The sequence below is a fragment of the Sphingomonas quercus genome (genome assembly GCF_018863195.1).
Lineage (GTDB): Bacteria > Pseudomonadota > Alphaproteobacteria > Sphingomonadales > Sphingomonadaceae > Solisphingomonas > Solisphingomonas quercus.
Map to the genome: position 1 here is coordinate 262,627 of NZ_JAHKRT010000004.1, position 24,965 is coordinate 287,591.

27 protein-coding genes are annotated in these 24,965 nt (G+C 69.8%); 7 read left to right on the forward strand and 20 right to left on the reverse strand.

Annotated elements, in window-relative coordinates; translation table 11 throughout:
- The first annotated feature begins 97 nt into the window (after window positions 1–97).
- The gene (locus tag KOF26_RS09635; RefSeq protein ID WP_216323770.1) at window positions 98–421 is read left to right on the forward strand and encodes an integration host factor subunit alpha; all 324 of its coding nucleotides are present in this window, start codon (window positions 98–100) and stop codon (window positions 419–421) included.
- Between the two features lie 13 nt (window positions 422–434).
- Window positions 435–764, forward strand: coding sequence for a MerR family transcriptional regulator (locus KOF26_RS09640; RefSeq protein ID WP_216323772.1), 330 nt, complete (start codon window positions 435–437; stop codon window positions 762–764).
- 41 nt (window positions 765–805) lie between these two features.
- Here KOF26_RS09640 and KOF26_RS09645 read toward each other — a convergent pair whose 3' ends face one another.
- Genes KOF26_RS09645 through KOF26_RS09655 form a run of 3 tightly spaced genes read right to left on the reverse strand, consistent with a single transcriptional unit; the run spans window position 806 to window position 4,633 of the window.
- Window positions 806–1,342 carry a SixA phosphatase family protein gene (locus KOF26_RS09645; protein WP_216323775.1) on the reverse strand — a complete coding sequence of 179 codons (537 nt, stop codon included), beginning with the start codon at window positions 1,340–1,342 and terminating at the stop codon, window positions 806–808.
- Window positions 1,339–4,041 carry an ATP-dependent DNA helicase gene (locus tag KOF26_RS09650; RefSeq protein WP_216323778.1) on the reverse strand — a complete coding sequence of 901 codons (2,703 nt, stop codon included), beginning with the start codon at window positions 4,039–4,041 and terminating at the stop codon, window positions 1,339–1,341. Before KOF26_RS09650 ends, KOF26_RS09645 begins: the two co-directional genes overlap by 4 nt.
- A 7-nt stretch (window positions 4,042–4,048) precedes the next feature.
- Window positions 4,049–4,633 carry a hypothetical protein gene (locus tag KOF26_RS09655; protein ID WP_216323781.1) on the reverse strand — a complete coding sequence of 195 codons (585 nt, stop codon included), beginning with the start codon at window positions 4,631–4,633 and terminating at the stop codon, window positions 4,049–4,051.
- A gap of 56 nt (window positions 4,634–4,689) precedes the next feature.
- Between KOF26_RS09655 and KOF26_RS09660 the strand changes: the two genes are divergently transcribed.
- Together KOF26_RS09660 and KOF26_RS09665 are read left to right on the forward strand one after the other, a co-directional pair.
- Window positions 4,690–6,267: a lysine--tRNA ligase gene (locus KOF26_RS09660; RefSeq protein WP_216323784.1), complete on the forward strand. Its 1,578-nt coding sequence runs from the start codon at window positions 4,690–4,692 to the stop codon at window positions 6,265–6,267.
- Window positions 6,268–6,337: 70 nt separating this feature from the next.
- Entirely contained in the window at window positions 6,338–7,027 is a 690-nt protein-coding gene (locus tag KOF26_RS09665; protein ID WP_216323788.1) for a hypothetical protein, read from the forward strand.
- Between the two features lie 18 nt (window positions 7,028–7,045).
- Here KOF26_RS09665 and KOF26_RS09670 read toward each other — a convergent pair whose 3' ends face one another.
- The 6 genes from KOF26_RS09670 to KOF26_RS09695 all read right to left on the reverse strand — a co-directional run bounded on the left by KOF26_RS09670 (window position 7,046) and on the right by KOF26_RS09695 (window position 13,003).
- The gene (locus KOF26_RS09670) at window positions 7,046–8,857 is read right to left on the reverse strand and encodes a DUF885 domain-containing protein (protein ID WP_216323792.1); all 1,812 of its coding nucleotides are present in this window, start codon (window positions 8,855–8,857) and stop codon (window positions 7,046–7,048) included.
- An 86-nt stretch (window positions 8,858–8,943) separates the two neighbouring features.
- The gene (locus KOF26_RS09675; RefSeq protein WP_216323794.1) at window positions 8,944–9,576 is read right to left on the reverse strand and encodes an RcnB family protein; all 633 of its coding nucleotides are present in this window, start codon (window positions 9,574–9,576) and stop codon (window positions 8,944–8,946) included.
- A gap of 91 nt (window positions 9,577–9,667) precedes the next feature.
- Window positions 9,668–10,219, reverse strand: coding sequence for a (2Fe-2S)-binding protein (locus tag KOF26_RS09680; RefSeq protein WP_216323797.1), 552 nt, complete (start codon window positions 10,217–10,219; stop codon window positions 9,668–9,670).
- A gap of 185 nt (window positions 10,220–10,404) precedes the next feature.
- Window positions 10,405–10,578: a hypothetical protein gene (locus tag KOF26_RS09685; protein ID WP_216323801.1), complete on the reverse strand. Its 174-nt coding sequence runs from the start codon at window positions 10,576–10,578 to the stop codon at window positions 10,405–10,407.
- 161 nt (window positions 10,579–10,739) lie between these two features.
- The gene (locus tag KOF26_RS09690) at window positions 10,740–12,272 is read right to left on the reverse strand and encodes an ABC transporter permease/substrate-binding protein (RefSeq protein ID WP_216323804.1); all 1,533 of its coding nucleotides are present in this window, start codon (window positions 12,270–12,272) and stop codon (window positions 10,740–10,742) included.
- Window positions 12,269–13,003 (reverse strand): ATP-binding cassette domain-containing protein, encoded by a 735-nt coding sequence (locus tag KOF26_RS09695; RefSeq protein ID WP_216324091.1) that lies wholly within the window; start codon window positions 13,001–13,003, stop codon window positions 12,269–12,271. The genes KOF26_RS09690 and KOF26_RS09695 overlap by 4 nt, the downstream gene beginning before the upstream one ends.
- A gap of 50 nt (window positions 13,004–13,053) precedes the next feature.
- Here KOF26_RS09695 and KOF26_RS09700 point away from each other — a divergent pair, with 50 nt between their 5' ends.
- Genes KOF26_RS09700 through KOF26_RS09710 form a run of 3 tightly spaced genes read left to right on the forward strand, consistent with a single transcriptional unit; the run spans window position 13,054 to window position 14,662 of the window.
- Window positions 13,054–13,461 carry a metallopeptidase family protein gene (locus tag KOF26_RS09700; protein ID WP_216323806.1) on the forward strand — a complete coding sequence of 136 codons (408 nt, stop codon included), beginning with the start codon at window positions 13,054–13,056 and terminating at the stop codon, window positions 13,459–13,461.
- On the forward strand, window positions 13,458–14,033 hold the full coding sequence (ccmA, locus tag KOF26_RS09705; RefSeq protein ID WP_216324130.1) for a heme ABC exporter ATP-binding protein CcmA: 576 nt from the start codon (window positions 13,458–13,460) through the stop codon (window positions 14,031–14,033). The genes KOF26_RS09700 and ccmA overlap by 4 nt, the downstream gene beginning before the upstream one ends.
- Complete coding sequence (locus tag KOF26_RS09710; protein ID WP_216323809.1) at window positions 14,030–14,662, forward strand: heme exporter protein CcmB; 633 nt, start codon at window positions 14,030–14,032, stop codon at window positions 14,660–14,662. Before ccmA ends, KOF26_RS09710 begins: the two co-directional genes overlap by 4 nt.
- 192 nt (window positions 14,663–14,854) lie before the next feature.
- On the opposite strand, the gene KOF26_RS09715 is transcribed toward KOF26_RS09710, so the two are convergent.
- The 11 genes from KOF26_RS09715 to coxB all read right to left on the reverse strand — a co-directional run bounded on the left by KOF26_RS09715 (window position 14,855) and on the right by coxB (window position 24,926).
- Window positions 14,855–15,730 carry a class I SAM-dependent methyltransferase gene (locus KOF26_RS09715; protein ID WP_216323812.1) on the reverse strand — a complete coding sequence of 292 codons (876 nt, stop codon included), beginning with the start codon at window positions 15,728–15,730 and terminating at the stop codon, window positions 14,855–14,857.
- Entirely contained in the window at window positions 15,727–16,959 is a 1,233-nt protein-coding gene (locus KOF26_RS09720; RefSeq protein WP_216323815.1) for a M16 family metallopeptidase, read from the reverse strand. Before KOF26_RS09720 ends, KOF26_RS09715 begins: the two co-directional genes overlap by 4 nt.
- Window positions 16,956–18,356 carry a threonine synthase gene (gene thrC, locus KOF26_RS09725; protein ID WP_216323817.1) on the reverse strand — a complete coding sequence of 467 codons (1,401 nt, stop codon included), beginning with the start codon at window positions 18,354–18,356 and terminating at the stop codon, window positions 16,956–16,958. The genes KOF26_RS09720 and thrC overlap by 4 nt, the downstream gene beginning before the upstream one ends.
- A gap of 39 nt (window positions 18,357–18,395) precedes the next feature.
- Window positions 18,396–18,998, reverse strand: coding sequence for an SURF1 family protein (locus tag KOF26_RS09730; protein ID WP_363182191.1), 603 nt, complete (start codon window positions 18,996–18,998; stop codon window positions 18,396–18,398).
- Window positions 18,995–19,360, reverse strand: coding sequence for a DUF983 domain-containing protein (locus tag KOF26_RS09735; RefSeq protein WP_363182193.1), 366 nt, complete (start codon window positions 19,358–19,360; stop codon window positions 18,995–18,997). The genes KOF26_RS09730 and KOF26_RS09735 overlap by 4 nt, the downstream gene beginning before the upstream one ends.
- A 90-nt stretch (window positions 19,361–19,450) precedes the next feature.
- On the reverse strand, window positions 19,451–20,272 hold the full coding sequence (locus KOF26_RS09740; RefSeq protein ID WP_216324096.1) for a cytochrome c oxidase subunit 3: 822 nt from the start codon (window positions 20,270–20,272) through the stop codon (window positions 19,451–19,453).
- Between the two features lie 44 nt (window positions 20,273–20,316).
- A complete protein-coding gene (locus tag KOF26_RS09745; protein WP_216323820.1) occupies window positions 20,317–20,868 on the reverse strand; it encodes a cytochrome c oxidase assembly protein in 552 nt (183 codons plus the stop codon).
- Window positions 20,868–21,008, reverse strand: a complete 141-nt coding sequence (locus tag KOF26_RS09750; protein ID WP_216323823.1) for a cytochrome c oxidase system small membrane protein — start codon at window positions 21,006–21,008, stop codon at window positions 20,868–20,870. The genes KOF26_RS09745 and KOF26_RS09750 overlap by 1 nt, the downstream gene beginning before the upstream one ends.
- Window positions 21,005–21,922, reverse strand: a complete 918-nt coding sequence (locus KOF26_RS09755; protein ID WP_216323826.1) for a heme o synthase — start codon at window positions 21,920–21,922, stop codon at window positions 21,005–21,007. Before KOF26_RS09755 ends, KOF26_RS09750 begins: the two co-directional genes overlap by 4 nt.
- Window positions 21,923–22,097: 175 nt before the next feature.
- A complete protein-coding gene (ctaD, locus tag KOF26_RS09760) occupies window positions 22,098–23,777 on the reverse strand; it encodes a cytochrome c oxidase subunit I (RefSeq protein WP_216323828.1) in 1,680 nt (559 codons plus the stop codon).
- A 3-nt stretch (window positions 23,778–23,780) separates the two neighbouring features.
- On the reverse strand, window positions 23,781–24,926 hold the full coding sequence (coxB, locus tag KOF26_RS09765; RefSeq protein WP_216323831.1) for a cytochrome c oxidase subunit II: 1,146 nt from the start codon (window positions 24,924–24,926) through the stop codon (window positions 23,781–23,783).
- Window positions 24,927–24,965: the final 39 nt, after the last annotated feature.

Below are 24,965 nucleotides of genomic sequence, written 5' to 3' on the forward strand. Positions count from 1 at the left end.
GCGCGACCGCCTGTTGACAAGACCCTCTGTTCTCCCGGAATTGTGCACGGTGGCGGGCTCTCGCTCGTCAGGTCGGCTTTAGGGGGGAGATTAGGGTATGGCTGGTGACGGCCTCGATGGCGAAGAGAGTCTTGGCACGCTTACGCGCGCCGACCTGTGCGAGGCGATCCACGCCGCGACCGGACTGCCACGCTCGGAATCCTCGCGCATGGTGGAGCAGGTGCTCGGCCATATGTCGGATGCCCTCGAACGCGGCGAAAACGTGAAGATCTCGGGCTTTGGCAGCTTCGTGCTCCGCGACAAGGGCGAGCGGATCGGCCGCAACCCCAAGACCGGCGTCGAGGTGCCGATCGCGCCGCGCCGCGTGCTCACCTTCCGCGCCAGCCACATGATGCGCGACCGCATCGTCAAGGCGGGCTGAGGCAGGCGGAGCCGTGCCGGAACGTCCACCCAAGGCCGAATCGGCTCTGCGCACGATCAGCGAGCTATCCGACGAGCTGGGCGTGCCCCAGCATGTGCTGCGCTATTGGGAAACGCGCTTCCCCCAGTTGCGCCCGATGCAGCGCGCCGGGCGCCGTCGCTATTATCGGCCGGAGGACGTGGCCCTCGCCCGCCAGATCCACCGGCTGCTCGACAGCGAGGGCTATACGGTGCGCGGCGTGCAGCAGTTACTGGCGGCAAGGGCGCCGGTGCCGGAAAGGCTGCCCGCGCTCAGCGAAATTCGCGAGCGACTGGCGAGGGCGCTGGCGGCGGATCAGGCGTAGCGCGCGCCCGGCGCCTGCTCGGCCTGGTTGGCAGTCCTGGCCTATCCTCCCGGTCCCAGCGCCGGGTCGATGTCGCGGGGCCGGACGAAGCGGGCCAGCGTGCCTTCACCACGGCGGATGTGCCGCCAGTCACTCAACGGCAGCGCGATGGTGGCGAGGGCGGCGGTCGGGAATTTCTCCTCCACCGCCTCGCGCATCGCATCGCCGGTATCGGGCACGAGCAGCAGGATCAGATCCTCAAGCCCCGGATTATGGCCGGAAAGCAGCAGCTCCTCCACGTCCGCCGGGGTTTCGCGGACCAGCTCGAGCAGCGTTTCGGCGGCGGCGAGATAGATGCGCTGGTCCCACGCCACCGACAGCCGCTGGCCGAAACCCTCGGCCATGGCGTCCAGCGTCTCGGCGACGCGCACCGCCGGCGAGGCGATGACGCGGTCGAAGCGCATGCGCTCGTCGCGCATCATCCGGCCCATGATGCGGGCGGCACGGCGGCCCTTCTCGTTCAACGGGCGATCGAAATCCCGCGCGGCAGGATCGTCCCAGCCGGACTTGGCGTGGCGAAAAAGGGTGAGGCGCTTCATGCCGAGACCTGATGCCCGATCCGCCCGGCGCTGGAAAGCCGCCCGGCGACCCGCGCCACCGCCTCGTCCAGCGTCACCCGCGTCACCGCCACGCCGGGCGGGAAGGCGTTGAGCAGCCGCGACGGCGTGGCGGCGGAGAGCAGCACGAAACAGCCCTTGTCGTCGGCCCGCCGGATCAGCCGGCCGAACGCCTGGGCAAGGCGGGCGCGCACCACCTGATCGTCATAAGCCGATCCGCCGCCGGCGGCACGGCGGGCGGCGTGGAGCACGGTCGGCCGCGGCCACGGCACCGCTTCCATCACCACCAGCCTGAGCGAATGGCCGGGGACGTCGACGCCATCGCGCAACGCGTCCGTGCCGAGCAGCGAGGCGCCAGCTTCGTCGCGGAAGATGTCGATCAGGGTGCCGGTGTCGATCGGGTCGACATGCTGGGCGTAGAGCGGCAACCCCTCGCGCGCCAGCCGGTCCGCGATGCGGGCATGCACCGCCTTCAGCCGGGCGATGGCGGTGAACAGGCCGAGCGTGCCGCCGCCGGCTGCGCGGATCAGCCGGGCATAGGCGCCGGCGAGCTGGCCGAGATCGCCTTTCTTCACGTCGGTGACGACCAGCACTTCGGCATTGTCGGGATAGGCGAAGGGCGAGGCGGCGGCGAAATGAGCGGGGGTCTGGCCGAGATGGGCGGCGCCGGCCCGCGCCTCGGCCCGCGCCCAATCCTCCTGGCCGCGCAGCGTCGCGGAGGTGACGAGCACGCCATGTGCCGGCTCCAGCACCGCGGCAGCGAGCGGGCGGGCAGGATCCAGCCAGTGGCGGTGCAGGCCGATATCATATTCGCGCCCGTCCACCCGGTCGACGGCCAGCCAGTCGACGAAATCCGGGTCGGCCGGCCCGCCGACGCGGGCGAGCAACGCGATCCACGCCGTCAGCGTCTCGGTGCGCAGCGCGAGGCCGGCAATGGCACCCTCGACGCGGGCACGGGCGGCGCCGTCCAGCCAGTCAGGTGCGTCCTCCATCACCGCCTGCAGCCGCTGGCGGAGGCGGGCGAGCGGGCGGCGGAGCGCCTCGAGCGCCTGCGCGGCGGCGCCGGCCGCCTCGACCAGCGCGCCGTCCGGCTCGGCGATCTCGGTCTCCAGCGAATAGCCGGCGTCCTGGGTGGTGGCGCGGGCGAGCACCGTGTCACGCACCGCCGCCAGCAGCCGCTCCACAGCGCCGAGCGGCAGCCCTTCGGCGAGCCGGCCCAGCCAGCTGTCGGCCGGCAGCTCGCGCGCGGCGGCGATCGCCGCCTCGATCGCCAACGCGCCGGCCTCGTCATAGGAAGCGACGTCGGAAAGGCGCGCCGCCAGCCCCCGCCGCCGCCCGCGCGCCCGCGATTCGGGGCCGACGATCCAGCGGCGCAGCTCGATCGTCTCCTGGCCGGTAAGCGCCGTGGCGAAGGTCGAATCGGCGGCGTCGAACAGATGATGCCCCTCGTCGAAGACGAGGCGGGCGAGCGGTGCGCCCTCGTCCCGTCTCCGCGCGGCGAGCAGCATGATCAGCGCGTGATTGGCGATGACGAGGTCCGCCCCATCAGCGCCGCGCACCGAACGCTCGATGAAGCAGCGGCGATAATGGGGGCAGCCGGCATAGATGCATTCGCCACGGCGGTCAGTGAGCGCGGTCGACCCGGCCCGGCGGAACAGCGTGGGCAGCCAGCCGGGCAGGTCCCCGCCGACCATGTCGCCGTCGCGGCTATAGGCCGCCCAGCGCGCCGCGAGCTGGGCAAGAACCGCCGCGCGCCCCTGAAAGCCGCCCTGCAGCGCGTCCTCGAGATTGAGCAGGCAGAGATAATTCTCCCGCCCCTTGCGTACCGCCACCCGCGCGCGGCGCACCGCCGGATCGGGAAAGACGCGCATCGTCTCGCGATCCAGCTGGCGTTGCAGCGCCTTGGTGTAGGTGGAGATCCACACCGTGCCGCCGGCCTGCTCGGCCCATAGCGATGCCGGCGCGAGATAGCCGAGCGTCTTGCCGATGCCCGTCCCCGCCTCGGCGAGAAGCAGATTGGGCCGGCCTTCGGTGAGGCGAGGGGCGAAGACGTGGGCGGCGGCGGCGGCATAGTCGCGCTGGCCCTGGCGGGTCTCGGCGGCGCTGCCGACCAGCGTCGACAGTCGCTCGGCCACCGCCTCGCCCGCCAGCCGGATCGGGCGCGCGGGCGGACGCGGCGCCGCTTCTTCCCATTCCGGCAGGCGCGAGAACAGCCAGCGTTCGGCCTCGGCGGGCCGGCGGATATGGCGCCCGGCAAGCATCGCCCATGGCCAGCGCAGGCGGGCCAGCGCCTGGAGGCTGGACCACGCCCCTTCCCGCTCCGGCCAGTCCTCCGCCTCCATGCGCGCGAGCAGGGCGGCGGCGGCAGCGCGCAGGAAGGCCGGCGCGTCGGCATCGCTTGCCGGCGGCACGAGATCGAGCGCGCGGGCAAGGCCGGCCGGCGTCGGCACGCAGAAGCGCGCCGGATGGACGAAGGCGAACAGCTCCAGCAGGTCGAGGCCGGACAGCTCCGGATAGCCGAGCCGCTGCGCCACCAGCGGCGCGTTGAGGAGGATCACCGGGGTGTCCGCCGCCCGCGCGATCGCCTCGCCGCGCGACAACGCGCCGGTCTCGCCGTCGGCCCCGGCGATCCAGATGCCGCCATGGGTGGCGTGAAGCGCGGGCACGGGCAGCGCGGACATGACGGGCTCAGGCAAAACGGGCGAGCGCGTCGACGAAGCGGGCGGCGTCCGGCAACCGGTCGAAATGGATCATGCCATGCTCGTCGCCGGCCGGATCGCCGGGAAAGAGCAGGATCGCGGCCGGTGCCCAGCCGCGCGGGCTTGGCTCGCCGAGCAGGCCGCCGCGCACGCGCATGCCGTCAATCTCCAGCAACGGCTCGGCCCGCCAAGGCAGGGTCCACATCACCCGCCGGTCCGTCACGGTCAGGCGGATGAACGGGATGAGGAACAGCTGGCGGATGAATTCCATGCGCTGGCGGACGAGGAACCACAGCACCGTCAGCGCCAGCACCGCGATGAGCACGGTGCAGCCGATCGCGAACAGCTCCCCGCTGGTGGTGCGCGGCGCCGGCCACCAGATCGCCCACAGCAGCACGCCGATCGGCACCAGTTGCAGGCCCGCAAAGCCGAGCACCGCGCCGCCGCCCTCCGGCAGGGCGCCCAATCCGGGACGCCGGGCATAGGCCACCTCCTCCGGCGTGCGCACGGCATAGCGCCGCTCGGCCGTGGTCGCGCGCACGGCGGGCAGTCGGGAATCGCCTGGGGCCTTCATGTCGTGGCCCATTTGAGGCTAAGGAGCGCAGGAAATCCAGCAGAAATTCGGAACATATGGAAAACGACGCGATGCGTGCCGCCGGACTCGCCAGCAAGGCATGGCCTTTCGAGGAGGCGCGCAAGCTCCTCAAGCGCTATGAAACGGCGCCGCCCGACAAGGGCTATGTCCTGTTCCAGACCGGCTACGGCCCCTCCGGCCTGCCGCATATCGGCACCTTCCAGGAGGTGGCGCGCACGACGATGGTGCGCCGCGCCTTCGAGACGATGAGCGACCTGCCGACCCGACTGGTGTGCTTCTCCGACGACATGGACGGCATGCGCAAGGTGCCGGCCAACCTGCCCAACCACGACATGATGCTGGAGCATCTCGACGAGCCCCTGTGCCGGGTGCCCGATCCGTTCGGCACGCATGACAGCTTCGCGGCCCACAACAACGCGCTGCTGCGCAATTTCCTCGACCGCTTCGGCTTCGACTATGAATTCCGCGCGGCGAGCAAAGTCTATGCCGAGGGCGGCTTCGACGGCACCATGAAGGCGGTGCTGCGCCACTATGGCGCGATCATGGACGTGATGCTGCCGACCCTCGGCGAGGAGCGTCGCAAGACCTATTCCCCGGTCTTCCCGATCCATCCCGAGACCGGCAAGGTGCTACAGGTCGCGGTCGAGGTGGTCGACGCGGAGGCCGGCATCGTCGCCTATCTCGATCCGGAGACCGGCGGGCGGCGCGAGCAGTCGATCCTCGGCGGCCAGGCCAAGCTGCAATGGAAGGTCGACTGGGCGCAGCGCTGGGTGGCGTTCGGCGTCGATTACGAGATGTACGGCAAGGACCTCATCGACAGCGCCACCCAATCCTCCAAGATTGCCCGCATCCTCGGCGCGCGGCCGCCCGAGGGCTTCAACTACGAGCTGTTCCTCGACGAGGACGGCACCAAGATCTCCAAGTCCAAGGGCAATGGGCTGACCATCGAGGAATGGCTGAAATACGCACCCGCCGAGAGCCTCGCTTTCTATATTTATCGCGAGCCGCGCAAGGCGCGGGTGCTGAGCTTCTCGGTCATCCCCAAGGCGGTGGACGAGTATAACCAGTTCCTCGCCGCCTATCCGGGGCAGGAGGTGAAGGAGAAGCTCGGCAACCCGGTGCATCACGTCCATGAGGGCCATCCCCCGACGCCCTCGATGCCGCTCAGCTTCGCGATGCTGCTCAACCTCGTCGGCGTCGCCGGCACCGACGATCGCGACGTGGTGTGGGGCTTCGTGCGCCGCTACGCGCCGGAGGCGGCGCGCGAGACCCATCCGGAGCTGGACCAGCTGATCGATCTGGCGCTCGCCTATTTCCGCGATTTCGTCGCCGCCTCGCTGCGCCGCCGCGCGCCGGACGAGAAGGAGGCCGCAGCGCTGCGCGATCTCCAGCGCCGGCTGGAGTCCCTGCCGGAGGACGCCGATGCCGAGGCGATCCAGAACGAAGTCTACGAGGCCGGCAAGGCGGCCGGCTATGAGCAGCTGCGCGACTGGTTCCGCGCGCTCTACGAGACGTTGCTGGGCTCGGCGCAGGGGCCGCGCATGGGCAGCTTCTTCCGCCTCTACGGACTGGCGAACAGCCGCCGTCTGATCGCCGAATCGCTGGCGGCGTGAACCATCGGGCAACCTGCGGACACATAGGACGTTCGTCCCATCGAATGGATATGAGAGGATTCGCAATCTGATGCGCGGCGCTGCACGGCTCATCCTTGGCCTCGCGGTCGCCGGCTTCATCGCCACCGCCCCCGCCGGCGCCGCCACCTCGCGGGAGATCCTCACCAACGCCGCGTTCGTGACGCAGGACAAGGCCCAGGCGCTGGCCCAGATCGACAGCGCGCTGCAGCTCTCCCTCGCCGCCCTCGCCCGCGATCCACATGATCGCGAGGCGCAGCTCCAGCAGGCGATCGCGATCGGCTATCGCGCCAAGCTGAAGCACGGCTTCGCCGACGCCAAGGAGGCGCGACGGCTGATGGAAGTGCTGATCGCGCAGGATCCGAACAACGCCGAGGCACATGCCGCGCTCGCCGGCTGGCATCTCGACGCGGTGGCGCAGCTCGGCAATTTCGTGGCGCGGACGATGCTCGGCGCGAAGAAGGACGATGGCCTCGCCGAGCTGGACACCGCGCTCCGCCTCGGCGGCAACCGCGCGCTGTTCCCCGCGATGGCGGCGCTGACCCGCATCCAGGTCGACCGTGGCGACGTCGTCGCCGCCCGCGCGCTGGCCGCTCGCGCGACGACCGCCGAGACGCCGACGGTGGTCGATCGCGTGCTGCAAAAGGCGGCGGCGACGCTGCTGCCACCGCTGCGCCAGAATGACGGCCGTACCGCCCAGGCGATGGCCGAGCGACTGCTGCCGTTCGGGCGATTGAACTAGCCGGCCGCCTGCGGCAGGTTATCGGCCACCGGCCTTGGCCCACTCCGCGATCTTCTTCTCGAGCACCGGCATCGGCAACGCGCCGGTGTCGAGCACCTGGGCGTGGAAGGCGCGCGGGTCGAACTTCGCGCCGAGCGTCTTCATCGCCCCGGCCTTGGTGCGCGAAATGGTCAGCTGGCCGATCTTGTAGGCGAGCGCCTGGCCGGGAATGGCGATGTAGCGCTCCACCTCGGCGACGACATCGGTGCGCGACATCGGCGAATTGTCGAGCATATAGTCGATGGCCCGCTGGCGGCTCCAGCCCTTGGCGTGGATGCCGGTGTCGACGACCAGCCGCATCGCGCGCAGCATCTCGTCGTTGAGGCCGCCCATGCGCTGATAGGGGTCGGTCTCCATGCCGAGCTCCTTCCACAGCGTCTCGGCATAGAGGCCCCAGCCCTCGACATAGGCGGTATTGCCGCCGAAACGCATGAAGGCGGGCAGCGCCGGATCCTCCTGGGCGAGGCTGATCTGGAAATGATGCCCCGGTACGCCTTCATGGAGATAGAGCGTCTCCATCTCCCACATGTAGCGGGATGGGAGATCATAGCTGTTATAGTAGAATACGCCCGGCCGCGTGCTGTCCGGCGTGCCCCCCTGATAGGAGCCGCCGGCGTCGGTCTTCTCCTTGTAGGCGGGGACCGGGCGGATCTCGAGCGCCGTCTTCGGGATCAGCGAGAATTGCTCGCGCACGCGCGCATCGACGCGTTTGCCGATCGCGAAATAGCCGTCGCGCAGCTGCTCCTTGCTCTTCGGCTGGAAGCGCGGATCGGTGCGCAGGAAGGTGAAGAAGTCCGCGAGGCTGCCCTTGAAGCCGACCGCCTGCCGCTGCACCTCCATCGCCGTGCGGATGCGCGCCACCTCGGACAGGCCGAGCTTGTGGACGGCGTCGGCGGTGAGCGGCAGGGTCGTGTTCTGCTCGATCAGATACGCGTAGAGCCTTGCTCCGCCCGGCATGCCGGACAGCCCGATGCTGTCGCGCGCCGCCGGCAGATAGTCGTTCCTGAGGAAATCGCGCATCCGCGTCTCCGCGGGGATGATCCGGTCGCGGATCATCGCGGCATAGTCGGCGCGCAGCCGCGCCTGCACGCCGGGGGCGATGCCGTCGGGGAATTGCGTCACCGGCGCATAGAAGGTCGAGCCCTCGACGCCCTCGCCGATGAGATTGTCGAACTGGGCGATCATGTTGTTGACGACCAGCTTCGGCTGAACGACGCCGGTCTTCATTCCCTCCCGGAAACGTGCGATGCCGGCATCCAGCATGCGCACATAATCGGCATGCCGCTTCAGGTTGTTCTCATAATCGGCCTGGGTGCGGAAGGGCGCCGCGCCCTGACCGGAGGCGATGTCCGGATAATAGACGTGGAAGCCGTTGAAATGATCGAAGGGGCGGACAATCGTCAGCGCGACGATCTCCGGCGAATAGCCGCGCAGGTCGATGCGGCGCTGCCAGTCGAACACGTCATAGGCGATCTGGTCGACATGGCTGAGCTTGGCACGGTCGATGGCGTGAAGGCGGGCGAGGTCATCTTCCGCCGCCTGGCGCTCGGCAGCAATATAGGCGTCGGAGAAGGGCTCGCCGATATGATCGGCGTAGCGCATGTCGCCGCGGAACAGGCCGTTCAGCGGATTGCGGCGCAGGCTCGCCTCGTCGCTGTCGTAGAACAGGCGCTTGAGCGCCATGTCCTCGGCGGTGTCGCCGGGCAAGCGCGAAGGCGGCGGCAGGGCCTGGGCGAGAGCGGGGGCGGCGGAGGTCATCAGCAGAGCGGCAAGAACCAGGCGAATACGCATCACGGAAACCTCGAAACGGATGCGAGGCTCTATGAGCGCAAGCCGCCCGGAGCGCCAGACGGGCGCCCCGGGCAAAGCCGCTTAAATCAATAGAAGAAGCCGTAGATCGCGTCGCGGATCTGGCCGGTGTAGATATCGACCAGCAGCACGTCGTTGTAATAGCGCACCCAGCGATAGGGGCCGTAGACCGGCGGCAGGCGATAGGCCCACGGGTCCGCGATCCAGTAGCGCTGCGCGAAGAACGGCGCGCCGATCCTCACGCCGACGCCGTAGCGGCGATAGGCATAGCCGCTCGGCCCGTAATAGCGCGGCAGCGTATAGAAGCGGCGATTGGTGTCGCGGTAGCGCTGCCAGTCAAAGCGGCGGTCGTCGCGCCAGCGATCGTTCCAGGCGCCCTGGCCGGGGCGGCCATTGTTCCAGCCGGGCCGGCCATCGGGGCCACCCGGACGGCCGCCATTCCAGCCCGGCCGGCGACCATTGTCGTTCCAGTCGTCGCGGCGCATGTCCTGGCGCAGCTCGCGCTGGGCGCCCTGCACCTCGCGACGATCGCGATTGGCCTCGCGATAATCGCCCTGGCGCAGGTCCTGCCGATATTCGCGCGATTCGCGGCGCACGTCACGCTGGTCCTGGCGGATCTCGCCGGGGCCCGCCTGGGCGAAGGCGGGGACGGAGATGGCCGCCGAAGCGGCGAGGATCAGGGCGGAAAGGGCCTGACGCATGGCTTTGTCCTTTGCTCTCACACGGCGCCAACTTCGCCGAACGTGGCGATGGTATGCGGCGCGGCGTTTGAGCGAATGCTGAACCCGTCAGTCAGCGATCCGAAAGCTTGGGCGGCGGGCTCAGCGCCGGCACCGCGGCGGCGGCATCGGCGGGATCGATGCCCGGCGGCGGCGCGGCGGCGAGCGGCTCGCCGCGGATGACGCGGCCGGCATGGGCGATGGCGCGGCGGATGCGCGGATAGGTGCCGCAGCGGCAGAGATTGGTGATCGCCGCGTCGATGTCGGCATCGCTGGGGTTGGCGTTGCGCTCGAGGAGCGCGGCGGCGGCCATGATCATGCCCGGCTGGCAGAAGCCGCATTGCGGCACCGCCTCGGCCACCCAGGCCTGCTGCACCGGATGGCCGCGATCGCGCGACAGCCCTTCGATGGTGGTGACGAAGGCGCCCTCGATGGTTCCGATCGGCACCTGACAGGCGCGCCGGGCGAGCCCGTCGATATGCACGGTGCAGGCGCCGCACTGGCCCATGCCGCAGCCATATTTGGTGCCGGTGAGGTTGGACGCATCGCGCAGCGCCCAGAGGAGCGGCGTCCGCGGATCGAGCCGGTAGTGCACCGGCTGGCCGTTCACCGTGAAGCTGGTCATGCGATGCGGATAGGCGGATGAGCGCTGCTTGTCAGCAGCGAAGCCGGCGACGATGAGGGCTACCCACGCCCATCGCCGCCGGCTCCCGACGCGCTCCCCATCGAGGAGGCAGAGCTAAGCTACGCTACGCTATACTTGACTGCCGGCCGGCTGCCCCCGGGGAAAGGCACCCGACCGGCAGTTCCTCAGCCGTGCCGTTGCGGCAGCGCGGTGAAGATCTGGGCTGAAACCTGGTCGCGCTGGAGGCGGAGCCCCCGTTCCTGGCGCTCCGCCGGCGACGCGGAAAGCACGAGCAGCGCGGTTACAAAGAAAGCTGCGACGCCCGTGGCGAGCTGTCGGCTGAAGCTGATCGTGGTCACGGATATTCCCCTTCGGCTCACCATCGCCTAGCCCTGCGCGGCTTACCGGTCGCTCTCCTCACGACCGGCATAAGCTTCCCTGCGACGGGCGCTTGGTCGGCACGACGAATCCGACGCGCCGTGCGATGAAGAGGTGAATCCCCGCGGCTCGCGGGAAAGCGCTATTCGGGCAGCAGCCAGCCGGCCGCCTCGGCCGGGCTCTTCTTGTCGGCGTCGCGATCGACCAGATAGTTGGCGGTCCGCATCCGCGCGACCGGGATCGCGCCGATCAGCGGCCCGAGGGCGGCGCGAATCGCTGGATCGCCGCCGGCGCGGTGGCCGACCAGCAGCAGCGCGTCGTAGGCGGGCACGGCATGCGCCGGATCGGCGAGGACGATGAGCCCGTCCGCCGCGATCCGCCCATCCGAGGAAAAGGCCGAGATGACGTCCGCCTGCCCGCTGGCGAGCGCGCGGTACATGAAGCTCGGCGCATAGGCGCGGGTGGCGGCGAAGCGCAGGCGATAGGCGGAGCGGATCGCCGCCCATTCCGGCCGGTCGAGAAATTCGAGATCGGCGCCCAATGTCAGCTGCGGCGCCGCGCGGGCGAGGTCGGCCATCGAGGCGATGCCGAGCGCGCGGGCGCGATCCCCCCGCATCGCCAGCGCATAGGCATTTTCGAAGCCGAGCGACCCGAGCACCGTCACGCCGGCCGTCGTCCATGCCCAGCGGCCGATCTCTTCATTCATGCGCGCCGCCGGCGGCGTGTCCCGCCGGCCCATGGCGTTGGCCCAGAGCGTACCGGAATAATCGACATAGACGTCGATATCCCCCTGCCCCAGCGCCCGCCAGGCGACACCCGAGCCCAGCCCCTCGCTATAGCGCACGCGATATCCGGCCCGCTCCAGCCGCGCGCCGATGACGCGGGCGAGGATGAACTGCTCCGAGAAATTCTTGGCGCCCACGGTGATCGTCGGTCGGTCGCCGCGCGGGGCGAGCGGCAGCGCGGCGCCGGCCAACCCGAACGCGATGCCGGCAAGGCCGAGCCACAGCGGCAGACGCCGCCGCGCCGCCAGCCCACGCTCGATCAGGGCGAGCAATCCGTCCGCCGCCAGCGCCAGCCCGGCCGCGGCGACGCAGCCGGCGACGACCAGCACCCAATTCTCGGTCTGGAGGCCGGCAAAGATGAGATTGCCGAGGCTCGGCTGGCCGACAGTGGTGGCGAGCGTCGCCGTCCCGATCGTCCACACCGCCGCGGTGCGCACCCCGGCCATCGCCACCGGCGCGGCGAGCGGCGCTTCGACCAGCCGCAATTTCTGGGCCGCCGTCATGCCCATGCCGTCGGCCGCCTGCAGCACGGCCGGATCGAGGCCGGCCAGCGCGGCCAGCGCGTTGCGCAGGATCGGCAGCACCGCATAGACGGTGAGCGCGAGCAGCGAGGGCAGGAAGCCCAATGCCGGCACGCCGCCGCCGAGCAGCGCCGACAGGGCGAGCAGCAACGGGTAGAACAGCGCGAGCAGCGCGAGGCCGGGAATGGTCTGCACCAGCCCCGCCGCCGCCAGTGCCGTCGCGCGCAGCCGCGGCCGGCGGCGCGCGGCGAGGGCCAGCGGCAGGCTGATGAACAGGGCGAGGCCAAGCGCTGCGGCGGCGAGCAGCACGTGCTGGGCGGCCAGCCCCGGCACCTGCGCAAAGGCCGCGATCCAGCGCGGATCGCTCATCGGGCGAGCGCCGCCAGCGCCGCCGCCTGCCGCGCCGGCACCGCCACCAGCGCCGCCGCTTCCGGCCCGGCCTCGCCGGCCAGCATCCCGGCAGGGGTGGCGTCGGCGACGATGCGCCCGGCCGCCATCACCAGCACGCGATCGGCGAGCAGCAGCGCCTCGGCCATGTCGTGCGTGACCATCACGCTGGTGAGGCCCAGCCGGTCGTGCAGCGCGCGATAGGCCCGGCCGAGCGCGTCGCGGGTCACCGGATCGAGGGCGCCGAACGGCTCGTCAAGCAGCACCAGCCGCGCCTCGGTGGCGAGCGCGCGCGCCACCCCGACGCGCTGCTGCTCCCCGCCGGAAAGCTCGGCCGGACGGCGCGTGCCATAGTCCTCGGGCAGGCCGACCAGCCTGAGCATCGCCGCCACGTCCACGGATCGGCCCGACAGGCGCGGGCCGATGGCGATGTTCTCGGCCACGCTCATGTGCGGGAACAGGCCGATATTCTGGAAGACATAGCCGATCGAGCGCCGCAGCCGCGCCGGCTCCTCCGCGGTGACATCCCGCCCTCCGACGCGGACGATGCCCGCGTCGGGCCGCACCAGCCCGTTGATCGCGCGCAGCAGGGTCGACTTGCCGGAGCCGGACGCGCCGACCAGCGCCACGAAGCTGCCCCCGGCGATGCGCAGCGACACGTCGACGAGCGCGGCGTGGCCGCCATAGCTGTGCGTCAGACCTTCGATCGCAATGTCCAACGTGGCTGGCCTTTCACGCCTCGGCCGGTTTATGTCGCCTTCCTATGACGATCCGTCAAACCATCGGCACCGCGCCGGACGCGACCGCGATCGAGGCGATCGCGCGCGACGCGCTCGAACGGCTGCCCGAGCCTTTCCGCCGCCATCTCGGCGACATCGTGCTGCGCGTCGAGGATTTCGCGGACGAGGAGACGCTGGCGGCGCTCGGCATCGACGATCCCTTCGACCTCTCCGGCCTCTACACCGGCCGGCCGGTGGGCGAGAAAAGCTCGCAGGATTCGGGCGCGCTGCCCGACATGATCCACCTCTATCGCCGGCCGCTGCTCGACGAATGGGCCGAGGGCGGCGAGACGCTGGAGGCGCTCGTCTCCCATGTGCTGATCCACGAGGTCGGCCATCATTTCGGCCTGTCGGACGCCGACATGCACGCGCTGGAGCGGATGGCGGAGTGAGCCCGTCGCTCGGCTGGTCCGGCCTCGGTTGCCTGCGCGGCGGCCGCATCCTGTTCGAAGGGCTGGACGGCCGGCTCGGCCCGGGCGAGGCGCTGCTCGTGCGCGGGCCGAATGGCGTCGGCAAGTCGAGCCTGCTGCGCATCCTCGCCGGGCTGCTCCGGCCGGCGGCGGGGAGCGTGACGCGCGACGGCGGGGTGGCGCTGGCGGACGAACGCAGCGCGCTCGACCCGCGCCTGCCGCTGGCCGGCGCGCTCGGCTATTGGGCGCATCTCGACGGACGCGGCGCGGATGCCGTCGCCGATGCGCTGGCGGCGATGGACCTCGGCCACATCGGCGCGGTGCCGGTGCGCATGCTCTCCACCGGCCAGCGCAAGCGTGCCACCCTCGCCCGGCTGATCGCCGGCGGCCAGCCGCTGTGGCTGCTCGACGAGCCGGGCAACGGCCTCGACGACGCCTCGCTGGATCGCCTCGCCGCCGTGATCGAGGGGCATCGCGCGTCCGGCGGCATCGTCGTCGTCGCCACCCACCAGCCGCTCGGCCTCGGCCCGGCGGCGGAGCTGGTGCTGGCATGATCCTCATCCGCATCATGCTCCGCGATCTCGCCGCCGGCTGGCGGGGCGGCGGCGTGCTGCCGCTCGCCTTCTTCCTGCTGGTGGCGACGCTGTTCCCGTTCGCGATCGGGCCGGACACGCAGCTGCTCGGCCGGGCCGGCGGCGGCGTGATGTGGATGGCGGCGCTGCTCGCCGCGCTGCTGCCGGTCGACCGCCTGGTGGAGCCCGATCTCGCCGCCGGCACGCTGGATCAATATGCCGCGCGCGGGATCAGCGACGAAGGCGTCGCCGCCGCCAAGATCGCCGCCCATTGGCTGGGCTTCGGACCACCCCTGATGCTGGCGGCGCTGCCGGCCGCCGCGCTGCTCCGGCTGGACGGACCGACGCTGGCGCTGACCGAGGCCGGGCTGGCGCTGGGCACCCCGGCGCTGGCCGCGCTCGCGGTGACGGTGAGCGCGCTGACGGCGGGCCTGCGCGGCGGCGGCGCGCTGGCGGGGCTGATGATGCTGCCGCTGGCGGTGCCGCTGCTGATCTTCGGGGCTGGCGCCGCCCAGCCCACCGCGCTCAGGCTGCTCGCCGCGACCAGCCTGATCATGCTGGCCGGCGCACCGTTCGCGGCCGGCGCGGCACTCCGCGCGACGCGGGATTGAATTGGCAGCGAACAGCCGTCCCTGAATGGGTGTTTGAGTTGCCGTGGTTCTCGGCGAAGCCGCCTGGCCCAGGTCCCGACCGTCACCCTGAACTTGTCTCAGGGTCCACTCCTCCACAAGCGCCGCAGTTCGTGGCCGGCTGGATGCCGAAACAAGTTCAGCATGACGACGAAGGAGCGCGTCGGAACGCTCCTAGGCGGCGTCATTGACCCAGCGCGCGAAGATCGCGGTCGGCAGCAGCAGCCCGCGCGCCTCCTCCCGGATCGCCAGTTCGCCGCATTCCACACGGCCGGGCAGGCCGGCCATCGCCTGGGCGAGCAGCTCGCCGATCGCGAGCGCGGACATGCGCACCGCATAGACCGTCAGGAACAGGAAGCGGGAGCGCTCGTCGAGCAGGCGACGGCAATCGGCGACGAGGCCGGGCAGGCCATCCTCAAGCCGCCACAGCTCGCCCTCCGGGCCACGGCCGAACTTGGGCGGATCGAGGATGATGCCGTCATAGCGCCGGCCGCGGCGCACCTCGCGCGCGGCGAACTTCGTCGCGTCGTCGATCATCCAGCGAATTGGGCGGTCGTCCATGCCGGCGAGGCGGGCATTGGCCTTGCCGGCCTCGACCGATTTCTTCGACGCGTCGACATGGGTGACGCGCGCCCCCTTGCCGGCCAGCGCGAGGCTGCCGACGCCGGTATAACCGAACAGGTTGAGCGCCTCCGACCCGTCGCCCACCCGCTCGCGCATCCACGCCCAGACCGGCGCCATGTCCGGAAAGAAGGCGAGGTGGCGGAACGGCGTGTTCTGCGCGGTGAAACGCAGCTCTTCCCAGCCGAGCGGCCAGCCTTCGTGCGGCACGTCGCGGGACAGGTGCCAGCGGCCGCCGCCCTCCTCGTCGGATGCGCCGATGAACTCGCCGTCCGCCTTCCAATCTGCCGAGGCCGGCGCCCACATCGCCTGCGGCTCGGGCCGGATGAAGCGGAAACGGCCGTAGCGCTCGAGCTTGCGGCCGTGCCCCGAATCGACGAGGCCATAGTCTGCCCAGGGTTCGCCGACGATGGTGACGAGCGGGTTCATGCCGCCTTGGCGAGCCTGCCGCCCACCGTCGCCAGCACTTCTCCGCCGTCGAGGGCGCGGCGGCCGGCGGCGCGCGCCTGATCCAGCGTCACCGCATCGATCTGCGCCACCGTCTCGGTCGCCGGCACGATGCGGCCGTGGATCTGGATCTGGCGGGCGAGATGATCGCAGCGGCCCTGCACCGATTCGAGGCCCATCAGCAGACCGGCGCGGGATTGGGCGCGGGCGCGATCCAGCTCCTCAGGTGTCAGCCCGTCGGCAACCGCCGCCATCGTCTCGCGCGCGAGCGCCAGCGCGCGGGACGCGTCCGCCTTCGCCGCGGCGAGATAGACGCCGAGCAGCCCCGTTTCGGCGAAGGACTGCACCCAGCTATAGATGGAATAGGCGAGGCCGCGCGCCTCGCGCAGCTCCTGGAACAGGCGGGAGGACATGCCCCCGCCCGCGGCCTGCGCGAACAGCGAAAGGGCATGCTGGTCGGCATCGGTGTGGCCGACGCCCGGCCAGGCGAGGGCGAGATGGACCTGATCGAAACGGCGGGCATCCTGATGGGCGCCGCCGCCGGTGAAGCTGGCCGGCGCCGGCCGCTCCGGAGCGCCGGGCGCGAGGTCCCCGAAGCGCGCCTCGGCAAGGCGAAGCAGCGCATCCTCGTCGATCTTGCCGGCCGCGGCCAGCACCAGCCCCTCCGGCCGATATTGCGTCTCCGTCCAGCCGCGCAGGTCGGCGGTGGTGACGGCAGCGATGCTCGCCTCGTCGCCGAGCACCGGCAGGCCGAGCGGCTGGCCGGGAAATGCGGTGATCTGGAGATGATCGAAAATAATGTCGTCGGGCGTATCCCGGGCCTCGCCGAGCTCCGCCAGCACCACGCCCTTCTCGCGCTCCAGCTCATCCTCGGCAAAGCGCGGCGCGCGGGCGAGATCGGCGATGATGTCGACGCCGAGGGCAAGGTCGCCGGCGAGCAGACGGGCGTGAAACACGGTATGGTCGCGCGCCGTCCACGCGTTGATCGAGCCGCCGACATCCTCGATCGCTTCCGCGATGCCGCGCGCGTCGCGACCGCCGGCGCCCTTGAACACCATATGCTCGACGAGATGGGCGAGACCGGACAATCCCGCCGGCTCGGAGCGCGCACCCGCATCGGCATAGAGGCCGACCGCCAGCGTCTCGACCCCGGCCATCGGCTCGACGGCCACGGTGAGGCCGTTGGCGAGCCGGTGCAGCCTCGCCGTCACACCCTCTCCACAGCGTGGCCCGCGACGTAATCGCGGATTGCCTCGCGGGTCGCCGGCAGCGTGGTGAAGCGCTCCTCGCGGTCGAACAGGCCGGCGAAGCGCGCCGGCAGGCTCGGCCGCACGCCGGTGGCGCGCTCCACTGCGTCGCGGAACTTGGCGGGATGGGCGGTGGCAAGGGTCACCACCGGCACATTGCGGGCGAGCCCCGCCTCGCGCGCGGCGGCGAGGCCGATGGCGGTGTGCGGATCGATCAGCTCTGCCGCCCGCTCGAACGCCCAGCGCATCGCCATCGCCATGCCGTCCTCGTCGATGCGGGCGCTGGAGAAGAGGCCCGACGCCTGCCCGCGCATCGCGTCGGTGAGGCGCAGGGCGCGGCTCGTCTCGAAGCCGCCCATCGTCGCCGCCAGCGCGGCACCGTCGCGGGCGTGCAGCTCGAACAGCAGCCGCTCGAAATTGGAGCTGACCTGGATGTCCATCGACGGCGCGGCGGTTGGCGTCACCTGCCCGACCGAATAATCGCCCTCGGCGATCGCGCGATGGAGGATGTCGTTGACGTTGGTCGCCACGATCAGGCGCGCCACCGGCAAGCCCATGCGCGCCGCGGCATAGCCCGCGAACACGTCGCCGAAATTGCCCGTGGGCACCGAGAAGGCCACCGCCCGCTCCGGCGCGCCGAGGCGGACGGCAGCGTAGAAATAATAGACGATCTGGGCCATCAGCCGCGCCCAGTTGATCGAGTTGACGGCCGACAGATCGAATCGGGTGGCGAAATCGCGGTCGGCGAACAGGCCCTTCACGATCGCCTGCGCATCGTCGAAGCTGCCCTGGATGGCGATGTTGTGGACGTTGGGCGAGAGCACCGTCGTCATCTGCCGGCGCTGCACGTCGGACACGCGACCCAGCGGGTGGAGCATGAACACGTCCACCTTGGCGCGACCCGCGAGCGCGTCGATCGCCGCGGAGCCGGTGTCGCCGGACGTCGCGCCGACCACGGTCAGGTGGGTGTCGCGATTGCTCAGGAACCGCTCGAACAACAGGCCGAGCAGTTGCAGCGCCACATCCTTGAAGGCGAGCGTCGGCCCGTGGAACAGCTCCATCAGCCAATGCTGGCCGTCGAGCTGGGTGAGCGGCGTCACCGCGGCATGATCGAAGCGGCCATAGGCCTCCTCGCACAGCGCGCGCAATTCGTCGCTGGTCAGCGAATCGCCGACGAACGGGGCCATGATGCGCACCGCCGTCTCGGCGTAGGAAAGGCCCGCCAGGCCCGCGATGTCGTCGCGCGACAGGCTCGGCCAGGCCTCGGGCACGTAGAGCCCGCCATCATTGGCCAGTCCGGCGAGGGTGACCCCCTCGAAATCGAGCGCGGGGGCGGCCCCGCGGGTGCTGATGTAGCGCATGGTGGCGGGGGACTTAGCGGGCGCAGGGCGATCGGGCAATCAACCCGTCTTCCCGGCGTCCTCGCGCTTCCAGCGCTGAATGAGCGCGATGACGTAGATGATCAGCGCGATCGCCGCGAAGCTGAACCACTGTACCGCATAAGTGAGGTGGTTGTTCGGCTCCTCATTCGGGTCCGGATAGGCGCTGGGGGCGAGGCCCGGTGCAGCCTGGTCGGCGACGAGCAGGATACGGCGATCACGGTCGCGGCCGATGATGCCGGAGACCTTGCCGCCGATCCATCTGGGCGGCGCGTCCGGGGTGCGCGACCAGCCGATATCGACGAGCATGCCCGGCCCCTCGGCGCCGGTGCGGCAGGCGGCGAGGTGGCGCCAGCCGGGATTGCCGCGCCGATCCTCGCCGGCGCGCGCGCTGAACCCGGTAACGGCAAGGCAGAAGCCGTCGGCGCGGCGATAGATCAGCGAATCATCGGCGGGGGGCACCGTCGGCCAGGCGACCGGCGGCATGGTCCGCGCCGCCGACCAGCTGGCGAGCAGCCCTTCCTTCCATTGCCGCCGGTGAAGCTGCCACACGCCGAGCGCGATCATGGCGGCGACCGCGGCGAGCACGAGCAGCGTCGGCAGGATGGGGATGCGGCGAATCACTGTCGGCCCGTCCGCGCCTCGGCGGCGCGATTGCGATATTCCTGCGCCGCCAGCCACCCCTTGGAAAAGCGCAGCGCGCCGATCACGGCGAGCGCGGTGAGCGGCGGCCAGATCAGGAAGTGCAGCCAGAAGGGCGGATGGCCGGCCAGCTCCAGCGTAATCGCGCCGGCGGTGACCAGCCCGCCGATGCCGAAGGTGAGGAAAGCCGCCGGCCCGTCGCCGACGTTGAAGGCGGAGAAATCGAGCCCGCAGGCCCGGCAGGCAGGCGCGAAGCGGACCATGCCGGCGAAAAGGCCGTGCGCGCCGCAGCGCGGGCACAGCCCCTTGAGGCCGACGGCGGCAGAGGCGGGAGAGTCGGGCACGGCCGGCTTATAGGCCCCGGGAGCCTCAAAGAAGAAGGGCGGAAACGTCGCCGTCCCCGCCCCCTTTCATCTGTTTGCGATCCGAAGGGATCAGCCGGCGTGAACCGGCGCGCCCCAGCCGCCCCACACATAGATGGTGACGAAGAGGAACAGCCACACCACGTCGACGAAGTGCCAGTACCAGGCAGCGGCTTCGAAGCCGAAATGCTGGCGCGGCGTGAAATCGCCTTTGTAGGCGCGAATCAGGTTCACGATCAGGAACAGCGTGCCGACGATCACGTGGAAGCCGTGGAAACCGGTCGCCATGAAGAAGGTCGCGCCGAAGATGTTGCCTTTGAAGGCGAACGGCGCGTGGGCGTATTCGAAGGCCTGGATCGAGGTGAACAGCAGGCCGAGCAGGATCGTCAGCCACAGCCCCTTCTTCAGCCCGTCGCGATCGCCATGGATCAGCGCATGGTGCGCCCAGGTCACCGTCGTGCCCGAGCAGAGCAGGATCAGCGTGTTGAGCAGCGGGAAGGCGAAGGGATCGATCACCTCGATGCCCTTGGGCGGCCACACCCCGCCGACGGCCTCGACCGCCTTGGGGAACAGCGAAGCATCGAAATAGGCCCAGAACCAGCCGACGAAGAACATCACCTCGGAGGCGATGAACAGGATCATGCCGTAGCGCAGGTGCAGCTGCACCACCGGCGTGTGATCGCCCTGGTGCGCCTCGCGAATCACGTCGGACCACCAGGAGAACATCGTGAAGAGCACGCCCGCCAGGCCGGCGAAGAACACCCAGCCGCCATAGGCCGCACCGTGCATCCACATGATGGCGCCCGACGCCATGACGAGCGCCGCCATCGAGCCGACCAGCGGCCACGGGCTCGGCGCCAGGATGTGGTAATCGTGGTTCTTGGCGCCTGCCATATGCACTCAGCCCCTGTTAGCTCGGTCTTTGATTCCGGCTTGCCTTAGCCGGCCGAATCCGTCTGGTCCACTGGGTAGAAGGTGTAGGACAGCGTGATTTCGCTGATATCCTTCGCATCCTCGTCCTTCAGCAGCGCCGGGTCGACATAATAGACCACCGGCATGCGCACCGTCTCGCCCGGCTTCAGCGTCTGCTTGGTGAAGCAGAAGCACTGGATCTTGACGAAATACTGGCCTGCCTGATCCGGCGTCACGTTGAACGCGGCGGTGCCGGTGACGGTGTGGTCGGAAAGGTTGGTGGCATTGAAAAAGGCCATCTTGCGCGCGCCGACAGCGACCCGCTCGACGCCCTCTTCGGGCGCGAATCGCCATTTGAGCTTGGGCGAGACATTGCTGTCGAACCGGACGTTGATGATCTTGCCGACCGCGCCCGGCGCATGGGCATTGACGTCGATGCGCGCGGTCCCGTCATAGCCGGTGGCCTGGCAGAACATGCGGTAGAAGGGCACCGCGGCGAAACCGAGGCCGACCATGCCGGCGGCGACGGCGGCGAAGATCAGCCCGGTGCGGGCGTTGCGGTCGATCGCGTGGCCCATCACGCCATCTTCGCGATCGAGATGGCGTAGAACAGGATCACCAGCCCCCCCAGCACCAGCGCCATGGCCAGCGCCCGGCTGCGCTGGCGCTTGCGGATCTCGGCGTCGGTGATCGGGCCGTCCGGCAGCGGCGCGGTCATGCGATCACCATGCGATCGACCACCAGCACCGCGAACATCGCGAACAGGTAGAAGACGGAATAGCCGAACAGCCGGCGCTCCGGCCGCATCAGCGCAGGATCCGTCTCCCGGCTCAGCGACACCTGCGCGGCGAGGGCGAGGAACGCCGCGGTCAGCGCCACCGCCGTCACGCCGTACAGCACGCCGGTAAGGCCGAGCGCCCAGGGCGCCACCGCCGCGGCGGCCATCGGCAGGCTGTAGAGGAACACCTGGATGCGGGTGGCGCGGGTGCCGGCGACCACCGGCATCATCGGCACGCCGGCATTGGCATAGTCGCTGCGCACGAACAGTGAGAGCGCCCAGAAATGCGGCGGCGTCCACAGGAAGATCAACGCGAACAGCAGCACCGGCAGCGCCTCGACGCGGCCCGTCGCCGCTGCCCAGCCGATCAGCGGCGGGAAGGCGCCGGCGGCGCCGCCGATGACGATGTTCTGCGGCGTGCGGCGCTTCAGCCACACGGTGTAGATCATCACGTAGAAGAGGATGCTGACGGCGAGGATCGCGGCGGCAAGCACGTTCACCGCCAGCCCCATCAGCAGCACCGAGAAGGCGGCGAGGCCGACGCCGAAATGGAGCGCTGCCTGCCGGTCCATGCGGCCGGCGGGCAGCGGCCGGCGCGCGGTGCGGCGCATCGCGGCGTCGAGATCGGCCTCATACCATTGGTTGAGCGCGCCGGCGGCGCCGGCACCCAGCGCCACGCAGAGGATGGCGGTGAAGGCGATGACCGGATGGATCGGCACGCGCGCCGCGAGCAGGCCGCAGAGCGCGGTGAAGACGACCAGCGTCATCACGCGCGGCTTGGTCAGCGCCAGGAAGTCGCGCCAGTCGGCGGGCAGCCGATCGACGGGGGAGCGGGCGATGGGATGGGATGCCATGGCGCGGCCTATAGCCGAGCGCACGGAGTCGGGAAAGCCATGGGAAATGGTCTGTTCCGCTTCCGGACGATGCGTTGGCAATGGGCCACAGCGCCACGCCGAGCACCAAGGGAAAGGGGCCCCGGATCGCTCCGGAGCCCCGATTTCCTTCCGGCCGATACGCCGCCCGCCGACATCAGTCTATGCGGGGGAGCGTCTCGAACTGGTGGTAGGGCGGCGGGCTCGACAGGGTCCATTCCAGCGTCGTCGCGCCATCACCCCAGGGATTGTCCGGCGCCTTCGGACCGGCCACCAGCGACCAGATCACGTTGATGAAGAAGAAGGCCAGGCCGACGACCATCACCTCATAGCCGTGGGTAGCGACGCCGTTCCACTTGGCGAACGCATCCGGATAATCCGGGATACGGCGCGGCATGCCGTCGAGGCCGAGGAAGTGCATCGGGAAGAACAGGATGTTCACGCCGATGAAGAAGATCCAGAAGTGCAGCTGGCCGAGGACCTCGCTGTACATCTTGCCGGTGATCTTCGGGAACCAATAGTAGAAGCCGGCGAACAGCCCGAACACCGCACCCAGCGACAGCACATAGTGGAAGTGCGCCACCACATAGTAGGTGTCGTGCATGTAGTTATCGATGCCGCCATTGGCGAGCACCACGCCGGTCACGCCGCCGACGGTGAACATGAAGATGAAGCCCAGCGCCCAGACCATCGGGGTCTTGAACGACATGGATCCGCCCCACATCGTCGCGATCCAGGAGAAGATCTTGATGCCGGTCGGCACCGCGATCACCATCGTCGCCGCGGTGAAGTACATCTTGGTGTTCACGTCGAGGCCGGTGGTGAACATGTGGTGGGCCCACACGATGAAGCCGACCACGCCGATCGCGACCATGGCATAGGCCATGCCGAGATAACCGAACACCGGCTTGCGGCTGAACGTCGCCACGATCTGGCTGACGATGCCGAAGCCCGGCAGGATCATGATGTACACTTCGGGGTGGCCAAAGAACCAGAACAGGTGCTGGTAAAGCACCGGGTCGCCGCCGCCCGAGGCATCGAAGAAGGTCGTGCCGAAGTTACGGTCGGTGAGCAGCATCGTGATCGCCGCGGCCAGCACCGGCAGCGCGAGCAGCAGCAGGAAGGCGGTGACCAGCACCGACCACACGAACAGCGGCATCTTGTGCAGCGTCATGCCCGGCGCGCGCATGTTGAAGATGGTGGTGATGAAGTTGATCGCGCCGAGGATCGACGAAGCGCCCGCGAGGTGGAGCGAGAGGATCGCCATGTCCACCGAGGGGCCGGCCGAGCCGCTGGTCGACAGCGGTGCGTAGACCGTCCAGCCCGTGCCCGCGCCGAGACCGGTGCCGCCGGACACGAAGGTCGAGCCGAGCAGCAGGGTGAAGGCGGGGATCAGCAGCCAGAAGGAGATGTTGTTCATGCGCGGGAACGCCATGTCGGGCGCCCCGATCATGATCGGCACGAACCAGTTGCCGAAGCCGCCGATCATCGCCGGCATGACCATGAAGAACACCATGATCAGGCCATGGGCGGTGATCAGCACGTTCCAGTGATGCAGCGCCTCGTCGAGCGTGGCGACGCTGCCGACGCCGATCGGCCAGGCCTTGGTCAGGATCTGGATACCCGGCTCGGCCAGCTCGGCGCGCATGATGCCCGAAATCGCGCCGCCGATGATGCCGGCGATGATCGCGAAGATCAGATAGAGGGTGCCGATGTCCTTGTGATTGGTGGACATGAACCAGCGGGCGAAGAAGCCCGGCTTATGGTCCGCATCATGATGATGCTCGTGGCCGTGATCGGCGTGGAAGGCCGAAGGCGTTGCGGCGATATCCGTCATGGCTCAATTACCCTGGTTGCCAGTGGCGCCCTGCGCCGTGGGTGCGGCCGTGCCGGTCGCGTTCTCGGCCGGGGCGGGCGTCGCCATCTCGTTGCTGGCGGCGCCGGCCGTGTCTGCCGTGGGAGTGGAGGCGGGCTGGGCGGCGGTGGCGTCCGTGCTGCCCGTAGCGCCGCCGATGGTGCCGCCCTTGGCAGCGACCCACTGGGCGAACTGCTCCTGGCTGACCACCTCGACCGCGATCGGCATATAGGCGTGGCGGGCGCCGCAGAGCTCGGAGCACTGGCCGTAATAGAGGCCCGGACGATCGACCTTGAACCAGGTCTCATTCAGCCGGCCGGGGACCGCGTCCATCTTGGTCCAGAAGGCCGGGACGGCGAAAGAGTGGATGACGTCGTCGGAGGTGACGATGAGCTTCACCACCGCGCCCACCGGCACCACCATGCGCTCGTCGACGCCGAGCATGCGCGGCTCGCCGCGTGCCTTGTCCTGATCGTCCTTCAGGATGTTGGAGACGATCTCGAAGTCGCCATTGTCCGGATACTGGTAGGACCAATACCATTGGTGGCCGATCACCTTCACCGTCAGGTCCGCCTTGGGCGGGGCATATTGCGCGGCGAGAAGCTTGATCGAGGGCACCGCGATCACCACCAGGATGAGCACCGGAACGAGCGTCCAGATCACCTCGATGACGGTGTTGTGCGACGTCCGCGACGGCACCGGGTTGGCGCCGCGGCGGAAGCGCGCGACGACCCACAGCAGCAGCGCCAGCACGAACAGGCAGATCACGGTGATGATCGGCATCAGCACGACGTCATGCATCCAGCGCGCGTCCTGCCCGATGGCGGTAACCTGGGGCTGGATGTGGATGCCGCCATCGGGCTGGCCGATGCCGGGGGTCGGCTTGAAGAATTGCGGCGTGGCGGGCGCGGCCGGCTTGGCGGCGGCTTCGCCACCCGCGGGCGCAGCGGCGCCGGCCGGAGCGGCGGCGGCGCCGGCGGCCGGGGGATTGATCGCGGCATCGCCAGGCGTCGGCGTGGTGGCGCCGGCGGCAGCGGCGGCCGCATGGGCGCCGGGGCTGGCCGAAGCGGGGAGCGCGGCGATCGTCATCGCCATCATGCCCGCCACAAGGATCGTCTTCAGATGCTTCATCTTACCCCCGTCGGCGCCGCTTGCGGGAACGTTGGAATC